Source organism: Arthrobacter sp. B3I9, from assembly GCF_030816935.1.
In the GTDB taxonomy this organism is placed as follows: Bacteria; Actinomycetota; Actinomycetes; order Actinomycetales; family Micrococcaceae; genus Arthrobacter.
Genome location: NZ_JAUSYO010000001.1, coordinates 558,510 through 580,643, shown reverse-complemented (window position 1 = coordinate 580,643; position 22,134 = coordinate 558,510). Strand labels below are relative to the sequence as shown.

Genomic DNA, 22,134 nt, shown 5'->3' with positions numbered 1-22,134 from the left:
GCTCCGGGCTAAGCGCACGGGAAAAACGGACTTCTTCCCGCCGTAAACTGGATCAGTGCAACCCTCCCTTTGGCTGGCCCTGGCCGGCGCCGGCGCCCTGATCAGTTTCACCCCCGGAGCCGGGGCCATCAACACCATGAGCAACTCCCTCAATTCGGGCTTCCGCCGCTCCATCTGGGGCATCCTGGGCCAGCAGGCCGCGCTCGTGGTGCACATCCTCATCGTGGCCCTGGGCGTCGGGGTGCTCGTTGCCAGCTCGCCCGTGGCATTCAACGTCATCCGCTATGCCGGCGCCGCCTATCTGGTCTACCTGGGCGTCCGCCAGTTCCTGCACAAGCCCGACCTGGACCAGGAACGGGCCGTGGCCCTGCGCAACGAGCCGGCGTTGTCGATGTTCCGCCGCGGACTCTGGGTGAACCTGCTCAATCCCAAAGCAGTCGTCTTCTTCCTGGCGTTCATGCCGCAGTTCATCCGCCCGCAGCAGCCGCTGGCGCCGCAGTACCTGGTCCTGTCCGCCACCGTGATCGCGATCGACATCCTCGTCATGTGGTTCTTCTTCGCGGCGGCGGCCAAGTCCTTCCAGCGCTTCACGCACGACGCGCGGGGGCAGCTCATCTTGAACCGGACATTCGGCGTCTTGTTTGTCGGCGTCGGCATCCTGCTCGCCCTCATCCACTAGCCGAGGTGGTCCCTGGGCTGCCATTCGGCCCAGTACCCGCAGGCCGCGGGACATCCACCGCACAGGTACAACTCAGATGCACGCGAAAGCAGCAACGTCCCGGGCTTCCAGCCCGGCCGTTGCTGCTTTCGCTGTGCCTTTCCGTCCAGCCAGGCGGGTCCGGATCCGCCCCACGGGTCGACAGCAAACCCGGACGGGAGCATAATAGTTAGCAGAGCTAATTAGCAATGCTAACCAATCCTGCTGGAGGCGCACCCGCCCATATGACCCCCACCCCCACAACGAAGCAGCCCACACCCGACCCCTCGGCCCCGGACACCCTGGCCATCGACCTCCGCACCGCCGTCATGCGAACATCGCGCCGCCTCCGGGTCGAGGCCACCGGCGAGACCATCACCCCCGGGCAGTACACCGTCCTGGCCCAGCTCAACGGCAGCGGTCCGCGCACCCTGCGGGAACTGGCGGAACAGGAACACGTTCAGGCCCCGTCCATGACCCGCATCGTCAACGCCCTCGCCGACCAAGGTTTCGTCACCCGGACGACGCACCCCGACGACGGCCGCCAGATCCGGGTGGACATCACCCCCGCCGGCAAGACGGTCCTCGAGGAAGCGAGGAACCAGCGCACCGCCTGGCTGGCCCAACGCGTGGCCGGCCTCAATGACGCGGACCGCCTCATCCTCAGCCGCGCGGCCCAGCTGATGCAGGATATGAGCGGCAAATGAGCGCCATGTTCCGCGCCCTTGAGAACCCCAACTACCGGACCTGGGCCGCCGGAGCACTGGTGTCCAATATCGGCACCTGGATGCAGCGGGTAGCCCAGGACTGGCTGGTCCTGACAGTCCTCACGGACCACTCGGGCGCCGCCGTCGGCCTCACCACCGGGCTCCAGTTCCTGCCCATGCTGCTGCTGGGGCCCTACGGGGGCGTGCTGGCAGACCGGTACCGCAAGCGCGTCATCCTGCTCTGGACCCAGCTGGCCATGGGCCTGACGGCACTCGGGCTGGGACTCCTGGTGGTCACCGGGACCGCTCACCTGTGGCACGCCTACCTGGCCGCCGTCTGCCTCGGCATCGCCAGTGCCATCGACGCCCCGGCCCGGCAGGCCTTCGTCTCCGAACTCGTCGGCCAGGACAACATTGCGAACGCCGTGGCGCTGAATTCCGCCTCCTTCAATACCGCCAGGCTCACCGGCCCCGCCATCGCGGGCGCACTGATTGCCTGGGTGGGCACCGGCGCGGTCTTCCTGCTCAACGCCGCCAGCTTCGCCGCGGTCCTCATCGCGCTGTTCCGGATCCGCACGTCCCAGCCGGCTCCTCCGGCTCCAGCGACCCGCGGCAAGCACCAGGTGGCCGAGGGCGTGAACTACGTGCGCGGCCGCCCGGATTTGATGCTGATCATGGTCCTGGTGGGAGTGGTAGGCGCCTTCGGTCTGAATTTCGCCGTCACTAACTCCCTCATGGCCACTACCGAATTCCGGGTGGGCCCGGGCGAATTCGGGCTCCTCGGCTCCATCATGGCCGTGGGTACCCTGGCGGGCGCGCTGCTGGCAGCGCGCCGGGCCGGCCCCAGGCTGCGGTTCATGCTCGCCGGGGCGCTGGGCCTCGGGATCTTCACACTCGTCTGCAGCGTCTCGCCGTCATTCTGGATCTACGCGGCGGTCCTGATCCCGGTGGGCCTGGCCTCCATCACGTTCCTGAACAGCTGCAACACCAGCATCCAGCTCTCGGTGGAGCCGCAGTTCCGCGGCCGTGTGCTGGCCTTGTACCTGGCCATCCTGCAAGGTGGCACAGCCCTGGGCGCACCCCTGATGGGCTGGATCGGCAGCCAGTTCGGCGCCCGCTGGTGCGTCGCCAGCGGCGGCATCGTGGTACTCCTCACCGGAATCGCAGCCGTGATTGCGGTGGCGCGGCGGAATGAACTGACGCTCCGCCAGTCCCTCCGTCTGGCCTTCCGCCGTGAGGCTGCCGCCTAGAACGTACGACGGCGGCAACGCTCCCAACGCCGCCCCGCCGGCTCCCAACGTCCTTGGGCAGCACCCGGCAACGTCGGGTATGACAAAAAGTTACAGCCGTTGACAGCTTCAGTCACACTTCAAGGCGAGCCAGCTAGCCAAGAGACGGTCCGGTCATCCATGCTTAGCAGCATGACCTCATTGTCGAGTCCGCCCAGCCCGTTCCGGATCATCACGGTCTGCACCGGAAACATCTGCCGGTCCCCGATGGCCGCGCTGATGCTCACGGAGGCTTTCGACGCAGAGGGCCTTGCCGGCGTCGTCGTGGACTCCGCCGGCACCACGGGCTATGAGGTCGGGCGCCCGATTGATCACCGCGCCGCCCGGACGCTTCTGGCGTACGGCATCAACTCCGACCGCCACGTGGCGCGTGAGTGGCGGCCGGAATGGTTCCAGAGCCGTGAGTTGATCCTGGCCCTGGACGTAGACCACTACGGCTGGCTCCGGCAGGGAGCGCCGGACCGCGGTTCCCTGTCCAAGATCCGGATGCTGCGCAGCTTTGATCCGGCCGTGGCGGGCGAGGATCCCCTGGATCAGGGCATCGAGGACCCTTGGTACGGCGGCCACTCGGACTTCGAGCTGACCTGGAGCCTCATCCGCGCCGCCGTTCCCGGCATCGTGGAGCACGTCCGGGCCCAGCTGGACCAACCGGGCCCGGACCAAGCGGGCGCGGACCAAACGCAGCGCCCGGAGCAGCGGGTACGCTCTATTTCATGACCCCTGCGCCCGTGATCATCGCCATCGACGGCCGGTCCGGTGCAGGAAAGACCACCCTGGCGATCGAACTCGCCGCGCGGCTGCGGGAACACCACAAGGTCTCGCTGTTCCACCTCGAGGACATCTATCCCGGCTGGAACGGACTTGCGGCCGGCATCGAACAGTACGTCTCCACCGTCCTGGAACCACTGCGGCGCGGGCAGCCCGCCGAATGGGTGAGCTGGGACTGGAACCGCCACTATGACGGCGCAACCCGCACCACCCTGCCCGCCGAGATAGTGCTGGTGGAAGGCGTAGGGGCGGCAGCCGCGGCCGCCCGGCCATTCCTGCACGCCGCCGTCTGGGCGGAGGCTCCAGAACAGGACCGCCGCCGCCGGGCACTCGGGCGCGACGGCGCAAGTTACGAACCCTACTGGGACCAGTGGGCCGCACAGGAGCAGGAATGGCTGGCCGCGGACGACGTCCAGGCACATGTCGACGTGCGCGTCCTGAACCTCGCTGACGGCGCCGCCCCGGAGCACGTGCTGGAGGCCCTGCAGCACCTGCCCGCGCTGGCCCCGGCACTGAGCCCCGAGCTCGCGGCTCGCCACGGGCTGCAGCTCCGGACCGAACGAATCGATGCCGCGCCGGATGCCGCCAGACTGTTCGAGCGCCTCTTCGGCGGCTCCGCCAATGCGGTATGGCTGGACTCCTCCCTCGATCCGCATTCCCTTCAGCCAGCGCCCGAGGACCGAGACGGCACGGACCGGCCGGCGCCCGCTGCCGAGAGGAGCCGGTTCAGCATTCTGGCCGACGACGGGGGCCGGTTCGGCCAGACGGTCCGGCACAGTTCAGGCGAGACCTCCGTGAGCGTGGGCGGCGCCACGGTCAAGACCGAGGGACCGTTTTTCCGCTGGCTCGACGACGCGTGGGGCCGCAGTGCTGTGGAGGCTCCGCAGGGCTATCCGGGCGAGTTCGTGCTGGGCTGGCTTGGATACCTCGGCTACGAGCTCAAGCGTGAGACCGGCGGCAGCGACATCCGCTCCGAGACTCCCGACGCCTGCCTGCTCTTCGCCGGACGCGGCGTCGTGCTGGACCATCTGGAGGGCGTGGTGTGGCTGCTCGCCCTGGACGCCCCCGACGCCGGGGACTGGCTCGCTGCTGCCCGGTCGGCCGTAGCGGACGCTGAGGCGGAGCCCGCGGCTGAGAACGGAGAGCACGCCGGCGCCGGCCCTGCTGCGGCGCGGGCGACGGCGGGCGGCGGCGGCGCCGCCGGGCTGCCTGCCGGTCCGGTTTTTGCCGCGCGGGACACGCAGATCGCCTACAAGGCCAAGGTTTCAGAGGCGCAGTACCAGATCGCCGAAGGCAACAGTTACGAGGTCTGCCTCACCACGGCCCTGACGGCGCGCGTGCCGGCGGGCGGCCTGGATCCCTGGCAGGCCTACCTGGCGCTGCGCCGCCGCAATCCGGCGCCGTTCGCCAGTTACCTGCGCTTCGGGGACCTCACGGTGGCCAGCACCTCGCCGGAGCGCTTCCTGCGCATCGCGGCAGACGGCGGCATGCGCGCCGAGCCGATCAAGGGCACCAGGCGACGGGACACGGACACCGTCCTGGATGCGGGGCTGAAACGTGAGCTCGAAGCATCGCCCAAGGACCGGGCCGAGAACATCATGATCGTGGACCTGCTGCGCAACGACCTGAGCCACTTCGCCGTGCCCGGTTCCGTATCGGTCAGCCGACTGTGCGCCGTCGAAAGTTACGCCACCGTCCACCAGATGGTCAGCACCATCGATGCGCGGCTCCGGCCCGGCATGCCGCGGGCGGAAGCCGTGGCGGCGTGCTTCCCCGCGGGGTCCATGACCGGGGCGCCGAAGGTCAGCACGATGGCCATTCTGGACCGGCTGGAACGCGTGCCGCGGGGCGTGTACTCGGGCGCGATCGGGTACTTCTCGCTCACCGGGGCCACGGACCTCGCCGTGGCGATCCGTACGCTGGTAGTCAGCGAGTCCGCCGGCGGGGACGGCGGAGCGCGGCTGAGCCTCGGCGTCGGAGGGGCAATCACCGCGGACTCCTCCCCCGAGGAGGAGTACGAGGAGGTGCGGACCAAGGCGTTCGGCGTACTCTCGGCCCTCGGCGCCGCTTTCCCTGCCGGCTGAGCCCGGGTCCGCGGGGGGCGGCTACTGCAGGGTTGCCGTCAGGCGGGCGACGTTGTCCACGTACTTGACGAGCATCGGACGCTGCATCCAGTCCTCAAGGACGAGCTCGTGCGAGATGTCCCGGTAGGTGTCCTCCACTGCACGCAGCCTCTGCACGATGTCGTCGCCCAGAAGCATCACCGAGACCTCCAGGTTGAGCGAGAACGAGCGCATGTCCATATTGCTGGAGCCCAACACGGCCACTTCATCATCGATCGTAAAGTGCTTCGCGTGCAGCACGAACGGTGCCCTGTACAGGTAGATCCGCACACCGGCCTCCAGCAGGGCCTGGTAGTACGACTGCTGGGCGTGGTGGACCAGGAACTGGTCCCCCTTTTCGGAGACGAACAGTTCGACGTCGACGCCGCGCTGCGCCGCCGTCGTCACCGCATAAAGCAACGAGTCGTCGGGAACGAAGTACGGGCTGCAGATCGACACCTTGTGCTGCGCCGAGTAGATCAGCGTGTTGAAAAGCCGCAGATTGTTCTCGGTGATGAAGCCGGGACCGCTGGGGACCACCTGCGCCGTGATGTCGCCCGCATGCAGCTCGGGCCGGTGCCCCAGCTGGTGCTCGAGCGACTCGTCGGTTTCGCTGAGCCAGTCAGTAGCGAAAACAACGTTGAGGGTGTTCACGATCGGTCCGCGCAGGCAGGCCATCAGCTCCACCCACTCCCGGCCGACCTTCCGGTGCCGCGGGTTGTTGTACGACGGCTCGATCAGGTTCTGCGAACCGGTGAAGGCGACTTCGCCGTCGATCACCATGATCTTGCGGTGGTTGCGCAGGTCGGGCCGGCGCCACTGACCGTGGACGGGCCGCAGCGGCAGCATGGGACGCCAGCTGATCTTGCTGGCCTTGAGCCGGGCGATCAGCTTGCGGTACCCCTTGATCCGCAGGGTGCCCAGGTGGTCGAAGAGCAGGCGGACTTCGACTCCGCGCTCCGCGGCTTCCTCGAGGGCTGTCAGGAGTTCGTCGGTGATGTGGTCGGTGCTCATGATGTAGAACTCTGCGTTGACGAAAACCTTCGCCTCGCGGACCGCCGCCGCCATGGCCGTGATGGAATCCGGATAGCCGGGCAGCAAGTCCACCCGGTTGCCGTCCACCATCGGCAGGGAACCCAGGGTCTTGTTCAGTTCGGCTGCGGAGGCCACCCATTCCGGGCCGTCGTAATGGCTCTCCAGGTCCGCCAGCTCTGAGGTGCCAGCCCGGATCCTCGTGTTGACGGCCTGCTGTTGGGCGCGGCGCCGGCGGGAGAGCCGGAAATTGCCGAAGAGCAGGAACAGCACCAGGCCCAGGACCGGAACGAAGAAGATGCCCAGCAGCCACGCCATGGCCGTGGTGGGCCGCCGGTTACCGGGAATGATGCCGAGCGCCAGCACCCGGATGGCAAAATCGACCAGGGTCAGGATCAGTATCGCCCAGGACGGAAGCGTCCCCACCAGCGGAAATGGCCACAGCACAAGCGAACCCCTCATGTTCCAGACCCGCGGATCGTTTCCGGAACGGGCAACCTATCGATCCTATCGCGGGCCAGGCCGCACTAAGCTGAAACCATGACTTCTGCCTCTGTTGCCGGCCCCGCTACGGTGCTGGTGTTCCTGGATCCCGATTTTGAAGACGGCCGGGTTGCCGACGCAGCCAAACCGCAGCTGATGGCCACCGACCAGGGTGCCACCCGCGGAGACGGCGTCTTCGAGTCGCTGCTCGCCGTGGGCGGCCGCCCCCGGAAGCTGCAGGCGCATCTGGACCGCTTGGCCGGCTCCGCACGGGTGCTTGAGCTGGACATCCCGGCGGAGGACAGGTGGCGGCGCGCCATCGAGACGGCGATCCGCGAGTTCCGGGGCCAGCACGGGCATGACGTGTCGGAGTCCCCCGCGGCTTCCCCCGCCACCGGCCCCGCAACCGGGCAGGGTGACGAACTTGTGGTGAAGCTCCTCGTGACGCGCGGGGTGGAGGGCGGCGGCAGTCCCACCTGCTGGGTCCAGGCCTCCGCTCCCGGCGCCGCCGGCCGACGCCAGCGGGAGACGGGGATCGACGTCCTGCTCCTGGACCGGGGCTACGACAGCGAGGTCGGTGAACGCGCCCCGTGGCTGCTCCTTGGTGCCAAGACTCTCTCCTACGCCGTCAACATGGCAGCGCTGCGCTACGCCCACCACCAGGGCGCGGACGATGTCATCTTCACCTCCGCGGACGACCGCGTGCTTGAGGGGCCGACGTCGACCGTCCTGCTGGCCCACCTGGAAACGTCCGACGACGGCCGGGGAGGCGTCCGCACGATCCGCAGGCTGATCACGCCCCAGCTGGACAGCGGCATCCTGCCCGGAACCTCCCAGGGCGCCTTATTCACCGCGGCCAAGGCCGCCGGCTGGGAGCTCGGCTACGGGCCGCTGGAGCCCAAGGACCTGTTCGACGCCGATGCTGTGTGGCTCATTTCCAGCATCAGGCTGCTGGCGCCGGTCAACCATATTGACGGCAAGGAGATCGGCACCCCGGAGCTGCGCAAGCAGCTGACCGCAGAGCTGAACGCACTCTACGCCACCATCGAGTAGCGGGCCCGGCGGGTCTCCGGGGGCCACGGCGTTCAGGCCGGCCGGGTCAGCGGGCCCGCCGGAGGACCGCGGCGCTCAGGCCCAGGCGTCCTGGAGTTCGCGCCGGGCGTCGTCGTGGCGGTCGGTTGCGCCGGCGCCCGCCCTTCCTGGCTGGCGCCGGCGCTCCACCAGTCCGCAGACATGCCTGAGAACGCCCGCCAGCATGCTCAGCGCCGTGAACACCGAATAGACCGGGAAGAACGGAGCCAGCCGCTCGGTGCGCAGGACCACGCCCTGCCAGGACGTGCCGGTCCGTCCGCGGGGGGCCACGACCGCCCGCAGGAGGCCGCGCGCCCGGTGCGAGCGCTGCCGCCAGAGGGCAGGCAGCGTCGACGGAGACGCGGTGTGCACCCGGGCCAGCGGCTCAAAGGCGATCCGATAGCCCGCCTTATGCACGCCCCAGAGCAGCTCCAACTCCGCGCCGGCCGCGGCGTCCTGAAACGGCCCGAGCTCCGAGAGGATCTTGCTTGTGACCGCTTCGATACCGCAGGGAGGGAATGGAAGACCCAAAAGGCCGGTCAGCGCACGCCGCGTCAGGGCCGCACCCTGACGGCTGATCGTCGCCAGGAGCCCGCCCTGTTGCCAGCGGGCCGGCCGCCCCTCCCCGCACACGGCTCCTGTACGGGGATCCTCAAAGCCCTGCAGCATGTGATCCACGGTCCACCGGGAGAGGACAGTATCCGCGCCGACGACCATCACGACGTCGCCGGTGGCATGGCGTACACCCAGATTCAGGGCGGCGGCCCGTCCCTGATGGGGTTGCCGCAGAACCTTGATCCGGAGATCGGCCGCGGCGGCGGAGGCCATTGTTTCGCCGGTGTTGTCCGTGGAGCCGTCATCGACCAAGACCAGCTCGTACCGGGCATAGCGGGTCAGCCCTATGGACCGGATGCAGTTCTCGATAGTGGCGGATGCGTTGTGTGCCACGACGATGACCGACACGGTGGGCCAGGTGTCCCAGAGCGTTGGGACTTCACGCCGCCGGCGGCTTGCCGCCCGGACCTCGAACCCCACTGCAAGCGGCACCACGAGGAGCTGGAGGAACATCGTCGCGATGGCCGGAACGCCGGCAATGAGTAGCAGAAGGAGCTGGATGTCCGGTTCGGCTGCGCTAAACCACCGCATGGGCAAAGGCTCGGGATGGCTGGCGGAACGACGCCGGATTGAAGGACGGAAGGTTGAAGGAGGCCAGGACGGCGTCGAGCAGTTCGGGTGCGGCCCCGCTGCTGGCCCCGAAGCGGGCGTTCACATCCAGCACCACCGGCGTCCCGTCGGACCGCCGTCGAACGTGGAGCTCAACCGGGCCCGTCAGGCCCAGCGAACGGACGGCGGCCATCGCAAGGTTGCCGACGTCGATCCCCTGCCCGGCAACCGCCCGGCGGGCCTCCTGGGTTCCGGCCAGTCCATCTGCCGTAGCGGTCCGATCAGCCACGATCACGAAAGGCGCGGTGCCGTTGTGGGCGGGAGTACCGAAGGCCATGAGAACATATTCTGCGCCGGGAATGTATTCTTGGACGATCTGCCCGTCGGGTAGCGCAGACCAGTCGACTTGGTCGTTTCCGTCGATGACGATCGCAGGGTTTCCGTTGCGCGGAAGCCGCGGCCGGACGACCAAGGGGCCGTCCATCGCGTCCATGGCCGCGTCGGCGTCGGGATAATCCCCGGGAACGCCGAAGCGCGGGACCGGGACGCCCGCTGAGCGGAGTTGCCATGCGGTGAAGAGCCTGTCGCTGGCCAAGGCCACAGGACCGGGGTCTGCAACGATGACGCGGACGTCACCGCCGAATCCGGCCCGGGCTGCCGAGAGGTGAATCAGTTCCTCGCTGGAGGTCGGAATGAGGAGATTGATGCCCTCGCGGACCACGAGGCGCCGCAGCACTGGAACCATTTCGGGGTCGGTCGCGGAGGGCACCCGCACCGCGTCGAAGCAGGCGCCAGCTGGCAGTTCACGGCTATCGGCTCCCAGGAAAGGTATGTCTCGGGACCTCAACTGCGCTGCGAGTGCACGGCCGGCAGGGCTGCCGGCGCCGGTGATCAGGACGCGGGGTTTCACGGTTTCTCCATTCAGTGCCGAGGCGATATGCAAAGCCCGGCACGCCCGAGTGACACTTCCTCAACCAGCTGCGGCCTTGCACCTTGAGGCCGCCATGCGCCGCGGCCTCTATTCACCAGTAAAAGCGAGCGGCCTATCACAACGCCCGAGTAGCGGATACTCGAAACTGTCCCCCGCGCGCATACTGTGGCGGCGCACGGTACGTGGATTCGGCCTGCGGCTACCCAGAGGAGGCTCACCGGCCCGGCCTGCAGGGGCGTCCCGCGTTGGTCTCACCGGAGGGGGGAGCATGTCCAACGGCTCCTGCGCAGGAATGAGCATGTCCGGCGTTGGCCTTGCTCGACGGAGAGCATGCCCACCGGCCCAGTGCAGCACTGGACATATCCCGCGGTGGCCTTGCTCGCGGGAGAGCATGTCCACCGGGCCCGCGAACGGACGGACATAATGCCCCTATGTCCACTGCTGCGGCCGGGAAGAGGGCATGTCCACCGGCCGAGTGCGGGAATGAGCATGTCCGGCGTTGGCCTTGCTCGCGGGAGAGCATGTCCACCGGGCCCGTGAACGGACGGACATGATGCCCCTATGTCCACTGCTGCAGCCGAGGAGAGGGCATGTCCACCGGCGAGGGGCGGCTGCCCCGCACCGGACAGCGGGCCGGGGCCGCGGGGCACCGGACAGCGGGCCGGGGCGTCGGGGGCCGGGGCGTCCGCGTCCGCGTTCGTTCCGGCACGCGGGTGGTGGTCGCACCGGTTACGGAACATGACGGCGACGGCGGTGCTCGCCCCTGGCGCAGGTGTTACGTTTTTGGGGAGTAATGAGAACCGGTGCCAAGCCCTGACTGGCCGGTCGGCAACCCTCCCTTTTTCGCGGCGGGGTGCCTCAGGTGACTACTCGGCATATCGACCATTCGAGCTGCAAGCGTGAGAAGAAGGAGTATCGTCGTGCCCGAGGCTTCTGCCCCAACTGTTCCAAACACAGCAACCGCGCCGTCCCCTGCCGTCCCCGGTGTTGCCCCGGACGAAAGGCTGGCCTACCGCCTCTTCACCGGTCCCGACGACCGCTCCTTCTGCGAGCGCGTTTCCGCGGCGCTGGCAGAGGGTTACGTTTTGCACGGCAGCCCGTCGGCGACGTTCAACGGCAGCACAGTGATCGTGGCACAGGCCGTTGTGTTGCCCGCCGCCATTGCGAGGGCCGGCGCCGCCGTCGCGGACGCTGTGGAAGGCCTGGAAATAGACGGTTTCGGCTACGAAGAGACAACCGAGGGACTCTCATGAGCTACGCCGGAGACCTCAGCCCACAGGAGGCCTGGGCAAAGCTCGAGGCCGGGGCCGTCCTCGTCGATGTCCGCACGCAGTCCGAGTGGACCTATGTCGGCGTCCCTGACACCGCGTCCGCAAACGACCGGCACAACGATCCGCTGTTCATACAGTGGAACCTGGCGGGGGGCATCCCCAACTCGAAGTTCGTGGAGCAGCTGAAAGAACAGGCCCCCAATGCTGCCGGGACGGAATACCTGTTCCTGTGCCGTTCCGGCGTCCGCTCCGTCGCCGCCGCCCGCGCCGCGTCGGAGGCCGGCTTCGTCGCCTACAACGTCCTGGAGGGCTTCGAGGGCGTACCGGACCAATATGGTGAACGGAGCGTCAACGGCTGGAAGAACCGCGGCCTTCCCACCAGGCTTGGAAAGATCTAAGTGGGCTTCAATCCTGACGCCGCAGACTGGAGTGCCGAAACCCAGGCGGTCCGAGGGGGTCTCGACCGCACCGGCTTCCAGGAAACCACCGAGCCGGTTTTCCTCAGCTCCGGCTTCGTCTACGAATCCGCCGCCGCCGCGGAACGCGCCTTCACGGGTGAGGACGACAGGTTCGTTTACTCCCGGTACGGCAACCCGTCGGTGGCCACTTTCCAGGAACGGCTCCGGCTGCTGGAGGGCACCGAGGCATGCTTTGCGACGGCGTCCGGCATGTCCGCGGTCTTCACCGCACTCGGCGCCCTGCTTGGCGCCGGCGACCGCGTGGTTGCAGCCCGCTCGCTGTTCGGCTCCTGCTTCGTGATCCTCAACGACGTCCTGCCCCGCTGGGGCGTGGAGACGGTCTTCGTGGACGGGCCGGATCTGGAGCAATGGCGCCTGGCGTTGGCCGAGCCGACGACGGCGGTCTTCTTCGAGTCGCCGTCGAACCCGATGCAGGAAATCGTGGACATCGCCGCCGTGAGCGCATTGGCACACGCCGCCGGCGCTACGGTCGTCGTCGACAACGTCTTCGCCACCCCGCTGTTGCAGCGCTGCGGAGACCTGGGGGCCGACGTCGTGGTCTACTCCGGCACGAAGCACATCGACGGCCAGGGCAGAGTGCTCGGCGGGGCAATCCTGGGCACCAGGGAATTCATCGAGGGCCCGGTCAAGCAGCTGATGCGCCACACCGGTCCGGCGCTTTCGGCGTTCAACGCCTGGGTGCTCACGAAGGGCCTGGAGACAATGGCCCTGAGGGTGAACCATTCCTCCGCATCGGCCCTGCGGCTGGCCGAGTGGCTCGAGGAGCAGGCGGCGGTCAACTGGGTGAAGTATCCGCTGCTGCCATCGCACCCGCAGTACGAGCTGGCGGCGAAGCAAATGAAGTCGGGCGGCACCGTACTGACGCTGGAGCTGTCACCTTCCCCCGGACGCTCCGCGAAAGAGGCAGCCTTCGCGCTTTTGGATGCGCTGCGGATCATCGACATCTCCAATAACCTGGGGGATGCCAAATCACTGATTACCCATCCCGCGACGACGACGCACCGCGCCATGGGGCCGGAGGGCCGCGCGGCGATCGGCCTCAGCGACGGGGTGGTGCGGCTTTCCGTGGGCCTGGAAGACGTTGACGATCTGATCCGCGACCTCGGCCAGGCGCTCAAGCAGGTCTAAGGCGGCGTCCTGCCGCGAGGCACACTTCGCGGCAGGATGTCCGTGAGGCACTGACGCGAACTGTCATCTCGGCAGCGGCTACCGGCTCAGGCCCGGTGGACCCGCCGCAGCGGCCTGGTCCGCGCGTCGCGAGGGGTCCGCGCCCTGGGTGGTCACCTCGACCCCGCGGGCGACGACGGCCAGCAGTCCGCCGTGCGGGAACGGCTGGCGCTGCAGCTGGGAACCGGTGCCCTCCGCGAGGATTCGGGCGATTCCGTCGCGCACCAGCTCCAGTTCGTCCTGCTCCGCGAGCACCGGGGCCAGATAGTCCACGAGTGCCCGGACCACCCGGGCCGCCGGGGTGGGCAGGAACGTTCCGAAGTCCAGCAGCTCGCCGCGGACCCCACAGTTGCTGGCCTGCCACGCGGCCATCCGCAGCAGCAAGGTGGGCACCGGGGCCGGTTCCACGCCGTCGGCCCACTCCCGGCTGGCGGACTCCACAAGGGCACGTACCAGCACAGCGATCAAGGCCGCGTCCTCGGCGCGGAGGCAGACGTCGGCGACCCGGACCTCAACGGTGGGGTGGTGCCGGCAGAGCCGCGCGTCGAAGTAGATCATCCCTTCGTCCAGGAGCACACCGCTTTCCACCAGCCGGGTCACAACCCGGCGGTAAACGGGCAGGCTGCCGAAGATCATCGCCGGGCCCGAGCCCGGCCAGCGGTTCCAGGCCTGGGTGCGGTAGCTTTCAAACCCGGTCTCCGCACCGTTCCAGTACGGGGAGTTGGCGCTGAGGGCTATCAGCACGGCCAGCTTGTCGCGGATCCGGTCCAGCACCGCCACGCCCTCCTCCGCGGAGTGCACGAACGTGTGGACGTGGAAGCCGCAGGTGAGCTGGTTACGGACTGTGAGGCCGAATCGCTCCTGCATGGTCACATAACGGGGCGAGGGCGTGGTGTGCGTCGCGGAGCCGCGGGGCGAGGTGGCCAAGGCCGCGACCCGGGCGCCGTGCGCATGGGCGGCCTGGTCGGCCAGGGTCCGGCCCTGTCGGAGCTGCCGGAGCAGCCCGTTGTAGTCCAAACACGGCGGCGTCTGGGTTTCGATCTGCTCCAGCTTGAGTTCGAAGCTGAAACCGGCGTCCTCGTGGACCGGCCGCTGCGCTGCGACTACGCGCCCGGTCTCCGGCGCCGGCGGTACCAGGCTGGGCAGTATCACGTCAGCCAGCGCCAGCGGCATCCCCGTTTCAGGGTCCACGATCAAGAGCTCTTCCTCGACACCGAAGGTGCGCATGCATCCATTGTGCGACAGGATTCGCGGAAACGCCCTACCCCCTTCCCGGCTCCGCGACGCGGCCGCGGGGCGGAGCCGGAAGGGCGCGGGGCGGAGCCGGAAAGGGCGCCGTAGGGGGCGCCGGGAACCCTGTCCGGCCCGGAACCAGCTCAGTCCTGGAAGTACTCGATTTTCGCGCCGATGGTGTTGAGCCGCTCGGCCAGATCCTCGTAACCGCGCTCGATCACGTAGATGTTCCGCAGTTCGGAGACACCACGGGCAGCGAGCATCGCCAGCAGCAGGCAGGCAGCGGGGCGGAGCGCCGGCGGGCAGCCCACTTCCGCCGCACGCCACCTGGTGGGGCCGTTGACATAGATCCGGTGCGGGTCCAGCAACTGCACCTGGGCGCCGAGCTTGTTTAGTTCCGTGAGGTAGATGGCCCGGTTCTCGTAAACCCAGTCGTGGATCATGGTCTGGCCATGGGCGTTGGCGGCGATGACCGCAAAGAACGGCAGATTGTCGATGTTCAGCCCGGGGAACGGCATCGGGTGGATCTTGTCCTCCGGTGCCCGCAATTTCGAGGGTTTGGTGGTGACGTCCACAAGCCGGGTGCGGCCGTTGCGGGCGAGGTACTCGCCGGACACCTCAAGGCCCTGGCCCATCTGTTCCAGCGTGGCGAGTTCGATCTCCATGAATTCAATGGGGACCCGGCGGATGGTGACTTCCGAGTTCGTCACGATGCCCGCGGTGATGAGGCTCATCGCCTCGATCGGGTCCTCGGAGGGAAAGTACTCGATGTCGGCATCCACGGTCGGGCGGCCCGTAATCTTCAGGGTGGTGGTTCCCACGCCTGCAATTTCGACGCCGAGCACCTGGAGGTAGAAGCAGAGGTCCTGCACCATGTAGTTGGGGCTTGCGTTGCGGATGATGGTGGTGCCGGGGCGGTGGGCGGCGGCCATGATCGCGTTCTCGGTGACGGTGTCACCGCGCTCGCTCAGCACGAAGGACCGGTCCTCCCCGTCCGCCGGCGGCGCCTGCACCGAGTAGAACCCGGACTTCGCCTCAACGTGCAGGCCGAACTGCCGCAGTGCCTGCATGTGCGGTTGGACGGTGCGGGTGCCGAGGTCACAGCCGCCGGCGTACGGCAGGCGGTATTCGCTGGTTTCGTCCAGGAGCGGGCCGAGCAGCATGATGACGCTTCGGGTCCGGCGGGCGGCCTCCACGTCCATGGAGTCCAGGTCCAGCACGGCCGGGCGGCGGATCTGCAGGTCGTTTGCGTTGAGCCAGGTGCATTCGACGCCGATGCTCGTCAGCACCTCTACGATGCGGTTGACTTCCTCGATCCGTGCCAGCCGGCGCAGCGTGGTGGTACCGCGGTTGATCAGGCTGGCACACAACAGGGCGACGCCGGCGTTTTTGCTGCTGTTCACGTCCACCGACCCGGAGAGGGTACGGCCCCCCTCGACCCGCAGGTGGGTCATCTGCGGACGGCCGACTTTGACGATGCTCTGGCCGAAGATGGATTCGAGCCGCTGGATCATTTTCAGGCTCAGGTTTTGCTTCCCTTGTTCCATCCGGGCAATTGCACTCTGGCTGGTGCCCAGTTCGGAGGCGAGCTGCCCCTGGGTCCAGCCTTTCTGGCCGCGGGCATCGCGGAGCAGGGCGCCTACGTGTTCGGCAGTCTGTTGCGTCATAGTCGAAATATATCACTTGTGAGTTACTTCTGCGGATGAATCGCCGCAGAATGCCCAATATCTCACACCAATACCCGGTGGGTGCGATACTCAGGAACTTCCGGCCCGGGGCGGAGTGACCACGGGGCGGTCGCCTACTGCGGCAGGAACACCAGGTTCCACGTCCCGGCCGCGAGCGCCGCCGCGAGGGCCGCAGCGGCGACGCCGGCACCGCCCAGCAGCACCCAGACGTCGAGGGCGCTGAATGTCGAGGGCCGGGCCCAGGTCCGTTCAGCGCCGCCGAATCCCCGTGCTTCCATGGTCACGGCCAGCCGGGAAGCGCGCCGGATGGCCTGCACGAGGAGGCCGAAGCTCTGCCCCAGGGTGGAGCGGACGCGCTGGTAGGGATTGCCGTGCGAGCCCACGCCGCGGGCGCGCCGGGCCATCCCTATGGTCTCCCATTCTTCGGCCATGATCCCCACGAGCCGCATCGCTGCCAGCGTCCCCAGGACAAAGCGGTGCGGCAGTTTCGCCTTCTGGGCCAGGGCGTCGGCCAGGTCCGTGGGGTCCGTGCAGCTCATCAAGAGCACAGCCGGCAGCGCGATGGCCAGCCCGCGGAGCAGGAATCCCAGCCCGAGCTCCAGGGAGCCTGCACTGATGGACCAGATGCCGGCGTCGAACAGTATCCTGCCGCTGTCCGGCGCCAGGATGGCGGTGCTCCAGCCGCCCAGCGCGGCCGCCAGGATCAGCGGCCAGCCGCGTTGCCAGAGCAGGCCGAGGCCCAGCCCCGCGAGCGGGAGCAGCGCCCCTTCAAAGGCAAGTGCCACCGACGCCGAGACCCAGTCGATGGACAGGGCCAGTACCAGCGTGATCAGCACGACGGCGGCGAACTTAGCCAGCGGATTCGCCCGGGTCAGCAGCGCCCGGTTGCCCCGAAGGCTCAAGACATCCCTCATGGCGCCTGCACCGGATCCCGGTGCCCCTGGGCGGTGAGGCTGAGTTCGGTACCGCCCAGCACGGCGGTGAATTCCGCGTCGTGGGTGACGGACACAACCGCGGTGCCGGCGTCGAGAAGCTCGGAGAGGAAGGAGGCGAGCTCGGCCCAGGTGTTGGCGTCCTGTCCGAAGGTGGGCTCGTCCAGCACCAGCACCTGAGGATGGGCGGCGAGCACGGTGGCCACCGAGAGCCTGCGCTTTTCGCCGCCGGAGAGCGTATAGGGGTTGGCGTCCACCAGTTCGGTCAGCCGGAGCCGCTCCAGCAGTTCATCCACGCGTTCCTCGCCACGGCCCAGGTGCCGTGGGCCGAACGTCAACTCATCGAGCACCCGGCCGGTCACGAACTGGTGTTCCGGCTCCTGGAAAACCGTTCCAATCCGCGAAATCAGCTGCTGCGCCTTCCACTTGTACGGATCGATCCCCGCCCCGGCGCTCAGCTCCACTGTTGCGGAGACGGCTCCGGATACCGGGGCCAGCAGGCCGGCCAGGGTCAGGGCAAACGTCGACTTCCCGGAGCCGTTGGGGCCCGTGATGGTCAAGGCCTCGCCGGCGCGCACGTGGGCGGTCAGGCCGGACTGCACGGGCAGCGGGGGGATGGCCCGGAATCCCCCGCGCAGACCGGAGCGGCGGGCGTGTTCGCGGGAGACGGCCAGGTTCTCGGCAGCCATCAACAGCGTCCCGGGCTCGTGCTCCGCGGGCGTACCCAGCGCCGGCGTACCCAGCGCGGTCGAACCAACCGCCGGCGTACCCAGCGCGGGCGAACCAAGCGAGCCGTGAACGGCCCTGGCCGGCCGTGCGCGGGTCTGCGGCACGTAGCCCGGGACCCAGACGCCCGCTGCGGTGAGCATGTCCCGGGCCTGCGCGAGCACCCGGTCGGGCGGACCGTCAATCAGTACGGCGGGTTCGGTCGCGGAGCCGGGCTGGAGGACCACTATCCGGTCCACTGTGTCCTTCCACACCGCCACCCGGTGCTCCACCACCACAAGCGTGGCTCCAGTCTTCTCCAGGCAGCGGCCCACCGCGTCCCGGACTTCCAGGACACCCGCGGGGTCGAGGTTGGCAGTGGGTTCGTCCAGCAGGATAAGACCTGGCCGCATTGCCAGGATCCCGGCCAAGGCCAGGCGCTGCTTCTGGCCGCCGGACAGGGCCGACGTCGGATGGTCCAGCGGCAGCCCGCCGAGCCCGACGTCGTCGAGCGCTTCCCGGACCCGGGGCCAGATCTCCGCCGGGGGCACCGACAGGTTTTCCGCGCCGAACGCGACGTCATCGCCGAGCCTGGAAAGCACCACCTGGGTCTCGGGGTCCTGCTGCACCAGCCCGGACCGGCCCCGCTGCGCCCGGGGCGCGGCACCGTCGATGTGCAGGATGCCGGTTTCGTCCGCATCGTCCACGGCGGCCCCGGCGGCCCCCGCGGAAGTGTCACCGGCGGCCCCGCCGGAATTGTCGCCGAGGACCCCCGCGAGGGCGTGGAGCAGCGTCGACTTGCCCGAGCCCGAGGGCCCCAGCAGCAGCACGCGTTCCCCGGGGTTGATGTCGAGGTCCAGGGCGTTAACAGCAGGCCGGGACCGGCCCGCGTGCCGCCAGCCCCAGCCCCGGGCGGCGACCCGGGCCGGCCGGACGTGGCTGGTGAAGGTCATAATCCGCGAGCCGTCCTCACTGGTCCCGTCAGGAGCATTGCCGTCTTCAGGAGAACACGGGCTCCGTGGCGGCCTTGCGGGAGGCGAACGAGCTCAGCACCCCGGTCTTCGCCAGGCCGCGGGTGGCGAGCCAGGAAAGCCCGCCGGCGATGACCGCACCGGAGATGGCCGTGAAGATGATGTAGGCAAGCTTGTCCCCGCCGGCATAGGCGATGTTCCAGCCCCAGGGCAGGAAGGAATCGTTGAGTCCGCAGAAGAGCCCGGCACCGGCACCGGCCAGCAGGGACGCGGGCAGATTGAACTTCCTGTAGACCAGGGCGGCAAACACCAGTTCCGCGCCGAGTCCCTGCAGGACGCCCGAGATCAGCACGGTCGTTCCGTACTGGGATCCCATGATCAGCTCACCGGTTGCGGCAACGGCCTCGCAGAAGAGGGCGGCCCCCGGCTTGCGGACAATGAGCATGCCCAGGACGGCGGGGATCATCCAGCCGCCCGCATAGAGGCCGGTCAGCGGCGGGTACAGCGCGTTGACCGGAGCCGAAATCAGGTTTGCGCCCTGGGACCAGGCCCAGAAGATGACGCCGCCGGCCACGGCGATCAGTGCGGCCACCACAATGTCCACGACGCGCCAGTTGTAGTTGCGCCGGGTGATGCCTTGATGGGTAGAAATGCCAGTCATGTCGTCCTCCTGAGGAACAGGAGGGGAGGGTACTCGGCCGGTCGCGGCTTCCGCCGCTCCGCCGGGCACTCTGAGAAGCTCGACTCCCTTGCGCCGGTACTAACCGGATCAGGTTCGAGGGTCTGCGGCTGTCCGCACTCTCAGCGCCCACCGATGGTCCCTGGATTCCTCCAGTTGGCCGACGGCGGCGCTCCCCTGTCGTATTTAAGATCACCCTTATGGGCGCTGTCAGTTTACACCCGGACGGCCGGGTTGCCTGCGGGTGGCCGTTCCAACGCCCGGGGCGCCGGGGGGGGGTTGGACGCTTGTTCAAAGCCGCCCTGGTCACAGAGCGGAGTGGTGCGCCGGCGGGGCCCCGATCGGCGGTAGGGTAGCCCTGACCGGCGTACTGCTGGTCGGCGCCGGCCTTTGTTATTTGAGTGTGGGTATGGTCGAGCGCTGAATGACACTGTGTGACCCAAAGACGGCCTGACCGTTCAGATGCGAAGGACTTATGACGACCACGGGCGACCGAACTCAACCTCAATTCGATGGGGTTGAAGCCCCGGAGTGGGCACGGTTGGAAGACGTGTCCAGAACGCGCCTTTTGGACACCCCTCCAGAGGAACGCTTTGACCGGATCACGCGGCTGGCCCAAGGGCTCTTTGGCGTCAGCGGGGCCAGTATTTGCCTTCTCGGCGAGAACCGGCAGTACCTGAAATCGTTCGTTGGTCCCCTCTCCCGCGAGTCGGAACGTCCCGGAACCTTCTGCACGGAGACGATTAAGTCCCCGAAAACGATGATCGTCGAAAACGCCCTTACCGACGAACGTTTCAAGCAGAGTCCGTTCGTGACGGGCTATCCCCACATCCAGTTCTACGCTGGTTGCCCCCTTACCGGGCCTGGCGGAACCCATGTCGGAGTGTTCTGCATCATCGACCAGTCGCCCAGGACGTTCAGTGCAGAACAGCAAAAGATTCTCGAGGACCTGACCGCGATCATCCAGCGGGAGATGAACCTCTCATGGGACATCGACAACGGCGCCCGCGTCCAACGCGCCCTGCTGCCAGCCACCCCCCTTGCTCCTGCAGGGTACTCGCTGGGCACCTGCTTCTACCCGGCATTCGGGCTCAGCGGAGACTTCTACGACCTCGGCACCACGCCGTCCGGGCTATTCCGGGTCACCGTCGGCGACGCCATGGGCAAGGGCATTGGGCCGGGACTTGTCGCCGGAACGGTCGGGGCCGCCTTCGCGCGCACCGGCTGGCATGCCGACCCGTCCCGCATCTTTGAGGATGTAGCGGAAAACCTCGATGAGACGCTGGCACGGCTTGGGTCCTACGCCACGGTCTTCCACGCGGCAATCGACCCGGTGACCGGTGTGGGCCGCTACGCGGATGCCGGCCAGGGACTGAGCTATATCCTGCGTGCCGACAACACCATCGAGCGCCTCTCCCCCACCGGTCCGCCTCTGGGACTGGTCCCCGGCCCGAATTGGGACACGCAGACCTTTACGCTGGACCCCGGGGACGCCATCCTGGTTCCGACGGACGGTCTCCTGGACCTGCACGGCGGCGATCTGGGCCGGCTCGCCGCCGCGATCGCTGACCTCCGGGGGGACGTCGATCCGGCCGCGGCCGTCAGGGAACTTTGCGACCGGCGGGGAAAGCGCGTCCTGCTCGACGACATCACGGCGGTCCTTCTCCGGCGAGACACCCAATCGGCCTGAGGCCGGCCGCCGGACTGCAGCTGCTCGGCGGCGCCGCGGCGGACGGCCATTCCGTCCGGGACAGGGACGCTAGGCTAGGAGAAGCCTTGTCCCATTCCTGAAGGAGTACGACGAATGAACATCTTCATCAAGCTGCTCGGCACCGGCATCAGCCTGCTCGCCGGGTTCGCGGGCACCAAGCTGGTCGACACCGTCTGGGAGAAGTCAACCGGCAACAAGCCCCCCAAAGGCCACGACGACGACGTCCCCACCACCCTGCGCTCGGCCCTGACCTTCGCGCTGATCTCGGCGTCGGTCAGTGCCGTCATCCAGGTCTTCGCCAACCGCGGCACCCAGCGCGCCATCACCCGTTTTGCCAAGACCCAGGACATCGTCTAGCCGGCACCCGGACCTACCGGCGGCGGCGTGCCTCGTCGTCGCCGTCGTCGGGAAACCCGGCGCCTGCGGCCTGCTGCACCACGGCCTCAAGCTCGTCTGCGCTGAGCAGTTCCGGGTGGAGGTGCTTGGTGCGGTAGCCGGCCCGGCCCACCATGTGGGCGGACACGGGGACCGTGAGCAGCTGGAAGATCCAGGCGACGACCAAGACCGCGGCCAGACCCACCAGGTGCGCAGCTGCAGCCCCACCGCGCAGAGCAGCAGGAAGAGCCCCAGCACCTGCGGCTTGGTCGCCGCGTGCATCCTGCTCATGAGGTCGGGGAATCGCAGCAGGCCGACGGCGGCAGCGAGGGACATCAGGGCACCCACCACCATGAACACCGCCGATACGGTGTCAATCACTGTGTCAGCGGGGATATTTTCAGGACTCACGGGCGTGCTCCCGACGGTCGGCAACGAACCGGGCCACGGTGACGGAGCCGATGAACCCGATGATGGAGACCGCGACGAGCAGCATGAGGTTGTTGAGGTGCCGGTTCACCGCCATGTCGATGCAGAGCGCCGCGCCGAGGATGGCCAGCAGCACGTCGGAGGCCAGCACCCGGTCCAGCAGCGATGGGCCCCGCGCGATCCGGATGATCGCGCCGGCGGCGGCCAGTGACAGCACGACGGCGGTCACGGTCAGGACGAGCTGCATCAT

The 22,134-nt window shown here is 68.1% G+C and carries 20 protein-coding genes, 1 pseudogene and 2 riboswitches; of the genes and pseudogenes, 11 read left to right on the top strand and 10 right to left on the bottom strand.

What is annotated here, in order from left to right:
• Window positions 1–55: 55 nt before the first annotated feature.
• From QFZ65_RS02795 to QFZ65_RS02775, 5 genes are all read left to right on the top strand, one after another.
• Window positions 56–679 (top strand): LysE family transporter, encoded by a 624-nt coding sequence (locus QFZ65_RS02795; RefSeq protein WP_306908052.1) that lies wholly within the window; start codon window positions 56–58, stop codon window positions 677–679.
• Between the two features lie 263 nt (window positions 680–942).
• Window positions 943–1,404, top strand: coding sequence for a MarR family winged helix-turn-helix transcriptional regulator (locus QFZ65_RS02790; protein WP_306908051.1), 462 nt, complete (start codon window positions 943–945; stop codon window positions 1,402–1,404).
• On the top strand, window positions 1,401–2,654 hold the full coding sequence (locus QFZ65_RS02785; RefSeq protein WP_306908050.1) for an MFS transporter: 1,254 nt from the start codon (window positions 1,401–1,403) through the stop codon (window positions 2,652–2,654). Before QFZ65_RS02790 ends, QFZ65_RS02785 begins: the two co-directional genes overlap by 4 nt.
• Window positions 2,655–2,834: 180 nt before the next feature.
• On the top strand, window positions 2,835–3,410 hold the full coding sequence (locus QFZ65_RS02780; protein WP_306912485.1) for a low molecular weight protein-tyrosine-phosphatase: 576 nt from the start codon (window positions 2,835–2,837) through the stop codon (window positions 3,408–3,410).
• Complete coding sequence (locus tag QFZ65_RS02775; protein ID WP_306908049.1) at window positions 3,407–5,545, top strand: chorismate-binding protein; 2,139 nt, start codon at window positions 3,407–3,409, stop codon at window positions 5,543–5,545. Before QFZ65_RS02780 ends, QFZ65_RS02775 begins: the two co-directional genes overlap by 4 nt.
• Window positions 5,546–5,566: 21 nt before the next feature.
• Here QFZ65_RS02775 and cls read toward each other — a convergent pair whose 3' ends face one another.
• The gene (gene cls, locus QFZ65_RS02770) at window positions 5,567–7,057 is read right to left on the bottom strand and encodes a cardiolipin synthase (protein WP_306908048.1); all 1,491 of its coding nucleotides are present in this window, start codon (window positions 7,055–7,057) and stop codon (window positions 5,567–5,569) included.
• Between the two features lie 78 nt (window positions 7,058–7,135).
• Between cls and QFZ65_RS02765 the strand changes: the two genes are divergently transcribed.
• Window positions 7,136–8,131: an aminodeoxychorismate lyase gene (locus QFZ65_RS02765; protein WP_306908047.1), complete on the top strand. Its 996-nt coding sequence runs from the start codon at window positions 7,136–7,138 to the stop codon at window positions 8,129–8,131.
• A 75-nt stretch (window positions 8,132–8,206) separates the two neighbouring features.
• On the opposite strand, the gene QFZ65_RS02760 is transcribed toward QFZ65_RS02765, so the two are convergent.
• Window positions 8,207–9,295: a glycosyltransferase family 2 protein gene (locus QFZ65_RS02760; RefSeq protein ID WP_306908046.1), complete on the bottom strand. Its 1,089-nt coding sequence runs from the start codon at window positions 9,293–9,295 to the stop codon at window positions 8,207–8,209.
• Window positions 9,282–10,223, bottom strand: a complete 942-nt coding sequence (locus QFZ65_RS02755; protein ID WP_306908045.1) for an ATP-grasp domain-containing protein — start codon at window positions 10,221–10,223, stop codon at window positions 9,282–9,284. Before QFZ65_RS02755 ends, QFZ65_RS02760 begins: the two co-directional genes overlap by 14 nt.
• Window positions 10,224–11,033: 810 nt before the next feature.
• Window positions 11,034–11,150: riboswitch (SAM riboswitch) on the top strand.
• 98 nt (window positions 11,151–11,248) lie between these two features.
• On the opposite strand from QFZ65_RS02755, the gene QFZ65_RS02750 reads away from it, so the two are divergent.
• The 3 genes from QFZ65_RS02750 to QFZ65_RS02740 are packed head-to-tail and all read left to right on the top strand — an operon-like array spanning window position 11,249 to window position 13,122.
• Entirely contained in the window at window positions 11,249–11,497 is a 249-nt protein-coding gene (locus QFZ65_RS02750; RefSeq protein WP_306912484.1) for a DUF1737 domain-containing protein, read from the top strand.
• Window positions 11,494–11,913, top strand: coding sequence for a rhodanese-like domain-containing protein (locus tag QFZ65_RS02745; RefSeq protein WP_306908044.1), 420 nt, complete (start codon window positions 11,494–11,496; stop codon window positions 11,911–11,913). Before QFZ65_RS02750 ends, QFZ65_RS02745 begins: the two co-directional genes overlap by 4 nt.
• Window positions 11,914–13,122: an O-succinylhomoserine sulfhydrylase gene (locus QFZ65_RS02740; RefSeq protein ID WP_306908043.1), complete on the top strand. Its 1,209-nt coding sequence runs from the start codon at window positions 11,914–11,916 to the stop codon at window positions 13,120–13,122. It abuts the gene before it with no gap.
• A 78-nt stretch (window positions 13,123–13,200) separates the two neighbouring features.
• On the opposite strand, the gene QFZ65_RS02735 is transcribed toward QFZ65_RS02740, so the two are convergent.
• From QFZ65_RS02735 to QFZ65_RS02715, 5 genes are all read right to left on the bottom strand, one after another.
• A complete protein-coding gene (locus tag QFZ65_RS02735) occupies window positions 13,201–14,388 on the bottom strand; it encodes a glutamate--cysteine ligase (protein ID WP_306908042.1) in 1,188 nt (395 codons plus the stop codon).
• Between the two features lie 149 nt (window positions 14,389–14,537).
• Entirely contained in the window at window positions 14,538–16,061 is a 1,524-nt protein-coding gene (locus QFZ65_RS02730) for a UDP-N-acetylglucosamine 1-carboxyvinyltransferase (RefSeq protein WP_306908041.1), read from the bottom strand.
• 134 nt (window positions 16,062–16,195) lie between these two features.
• Window positions 16,196–16,996 carry an energy-coupling factor transporter transmembrane protein EcfT gene (locus QFZ65_RS02725; protein WP_306908040.1) on the bottom strand — a complete coding sequence of 267 codons (801 nt, stop codon included), beginning with the start codon at window positions 16,994–16,996 and terminating at the stop codon, window positions 16,196–16,198.
• Window positions 16,993–18,672: an ABC transporter ATP-binding protein gene (locus QFZ65_RS02720; RefSeq protein ID WP_306908039.1), complete on the bottom strand. Its 1,680-nt coding sequence runs from the start codon at window positions 18,670–18,672 to the stop codon at window positions 16,993–16,995. Before QFZ65_RS02720 ends, QFZ65_RS02725 begins: the two co-directional genes overlap by 4 nt.
• 46 nt (window positions 18,673–18,718) lie before the next feature.
• Window positions 18,719–19,351 (bottom strand): ECF transporter S component, encoded by a 633-nt coding sequence (locus QFZ65_RS02715; protein WP_306908038.1) that lies wholly within the window; start codon window positions 19,349–19,351, stop codon window positions 18,719–18,721.
• Between the two features lie 67 nt (window positions 19,352–19,418).
• Window positions 19,419–19,558: riboswitch (TPP riboswitch) on the bottom strand.
• Between the two features lie 379 nt (window positions 19,559–19,937).
• Between QFZ65_RS02715 and QFZ65_RS02710 the strand changes: the two genes are divergently transcribed.
• Complete coding sequence (locus tag QFZ65_RS02710; RefSeq protein WP_306908037.1) at window positions 19,938–21,059, top strand: GAF domain-containing SpoIIE family protein phosphatase; 1,122 nt, start codon at window positions 19,938–19,940, stop codon at window positions 21,057–21,059.
• Window positions 21,060–21,173: 114 nt separating this feature from the next.
• Window positions 21,174–21,437, top strand: coding sequence for a DUF4235 domain-containing protein (locus tag QFZ65_RS02705; protein WP_306908036.1), 264 nt, complete (start codon window positions 21,174–21,176; stop codon window positions 21,435–21,437).
• Window positions 21,438–21,450: 13 nt separating this feature from the next.
• On the opposite strand, the pseudogene mnhG reads toward QFZ65_RS02705, so the two are convergent.
• Window positions 21,451–21,809: pseudogene (gene mnhG, locus QFZ65_RS02700) on the bottom strand (monovalent cation/H(+) antiporter subunit G).
• Window positions 21,810–21,855: 46 nt separating this feature from the next.
• Window positions 21,856–22,134 (bottom strand): monovalent cation/H+ antiporter complex subunit F, encoded by a 279-nt coding sequence (locus tag QFZ65_RS02695; protein ID WP_306912483.1) that lies wholly within the window; start codon window positions 22,132–22,134, stop codon window positions 21,856–21,858.

Excerpts from the sequence above, each read along its gene's own strand:
- QFZ65_RS02705 (WP_306908036.1), top strand. The coding sequence starts at position 21,174 with ATGAACATCTTCATCAAGCTGCTCGGCACCGGCATCAGCCTGCTCGCC.
- QFZ65_RS02775 (WP_306908049.1), top strand. The coding sequence starts at position 3,407 with ATGACCCCTGCGCCCGTGATCATCGCCATCGACGGCCGGTCCGGTGCA.
- QFZ65_RS02785 (WP_306908050.1), top strand. The coding sequence starts at position 1,401 with ATGAGCGCCATGTTCCGCGCCCTTGAGAACCCCAACTACCGGACCTGG.
- QFZ65_RS02790 (WP_306908051.1), top strand. The coding sequence starts at position 943 with ATGACCCCCACCCCCACAACGAAGCAGCCCACACCCGACCCCTCGGCC.
- QFZ65_RS02730 (WP_306908041.1), bottom strand. The coding sequence starts at position 16,061 with ATGACGCAACAGACTGCCGAACACGTAGGCGCCCTGCTCCGCGATGCC.
- QFZ65_RS02715 (WP_306908038.1), bottom strand. The coding sequence starts at position 19,351 with ATGACTGGCATTTCTACCCATCAAGGCATCACCCGGCGCAACTACAAC.
- QFZ65_RS02765 (WP_306908047.1), top strand. The coding sequence starts at position 7,136 with ATGACTTCTGCCTCTGTTGCCGGCCCCGCTACGGTGCTGGTGTTCCTG.
- QFZ65_RS02745 (WP_306908044.1), top strand. The coding sequence starts at position 11,494 with ATGAGCTACGCCGGAGACCTCAGCCCACAGGAGGCCTGGGCAAAGCTC.
- QFZ65_RS02725 (WP_306908040.1), bottom strand. The coding sequence starts at position 16,996 with ATGAGGGATGTCTTGAGCCTTCGGGGCAACCGGGCGCTGCTGACCCGG.
- QFZ65_RS02695 (WP_306912483.1), bottom strand. The coding sequence starts at position 22,134 with ATGATGCAGCTCGTCCTGACCGTGACCGCCGTCGTGCTGTCACTGGCC.
- QFZ65_RS02735 (WP_306908042.1), bottom strand. The coding sequence starts at position 14,388 with ATGCGCACCTTCGGTGTCGAGGAAGAGCTCTTGATCGTGGACCCTGAA.
- QFZ65_RS02760 (WP_306908046.1), bottom strand. The coding sequence starts at position 9,295 with ATGCGGTGGTTTAGCGCAGCCGAACCGGACATCCAGCTCCTTCTGCTA.
- cls (WP_306908048.1), bottom strand. The coding sequence starts at position 7,057 with ATGAGGGGTTCGCTTGTGCTGTGGCCATTTCCGCTGGTGGGGACGCTT.
- QFZ65_RS02720 (WP_306908039.1), bottom strand. The coding sequence starts at position 18,672 with ATGACCTTCACCAGCCACGTCCGGCCGGCCCGGGTCGCCGCCCGGGGC.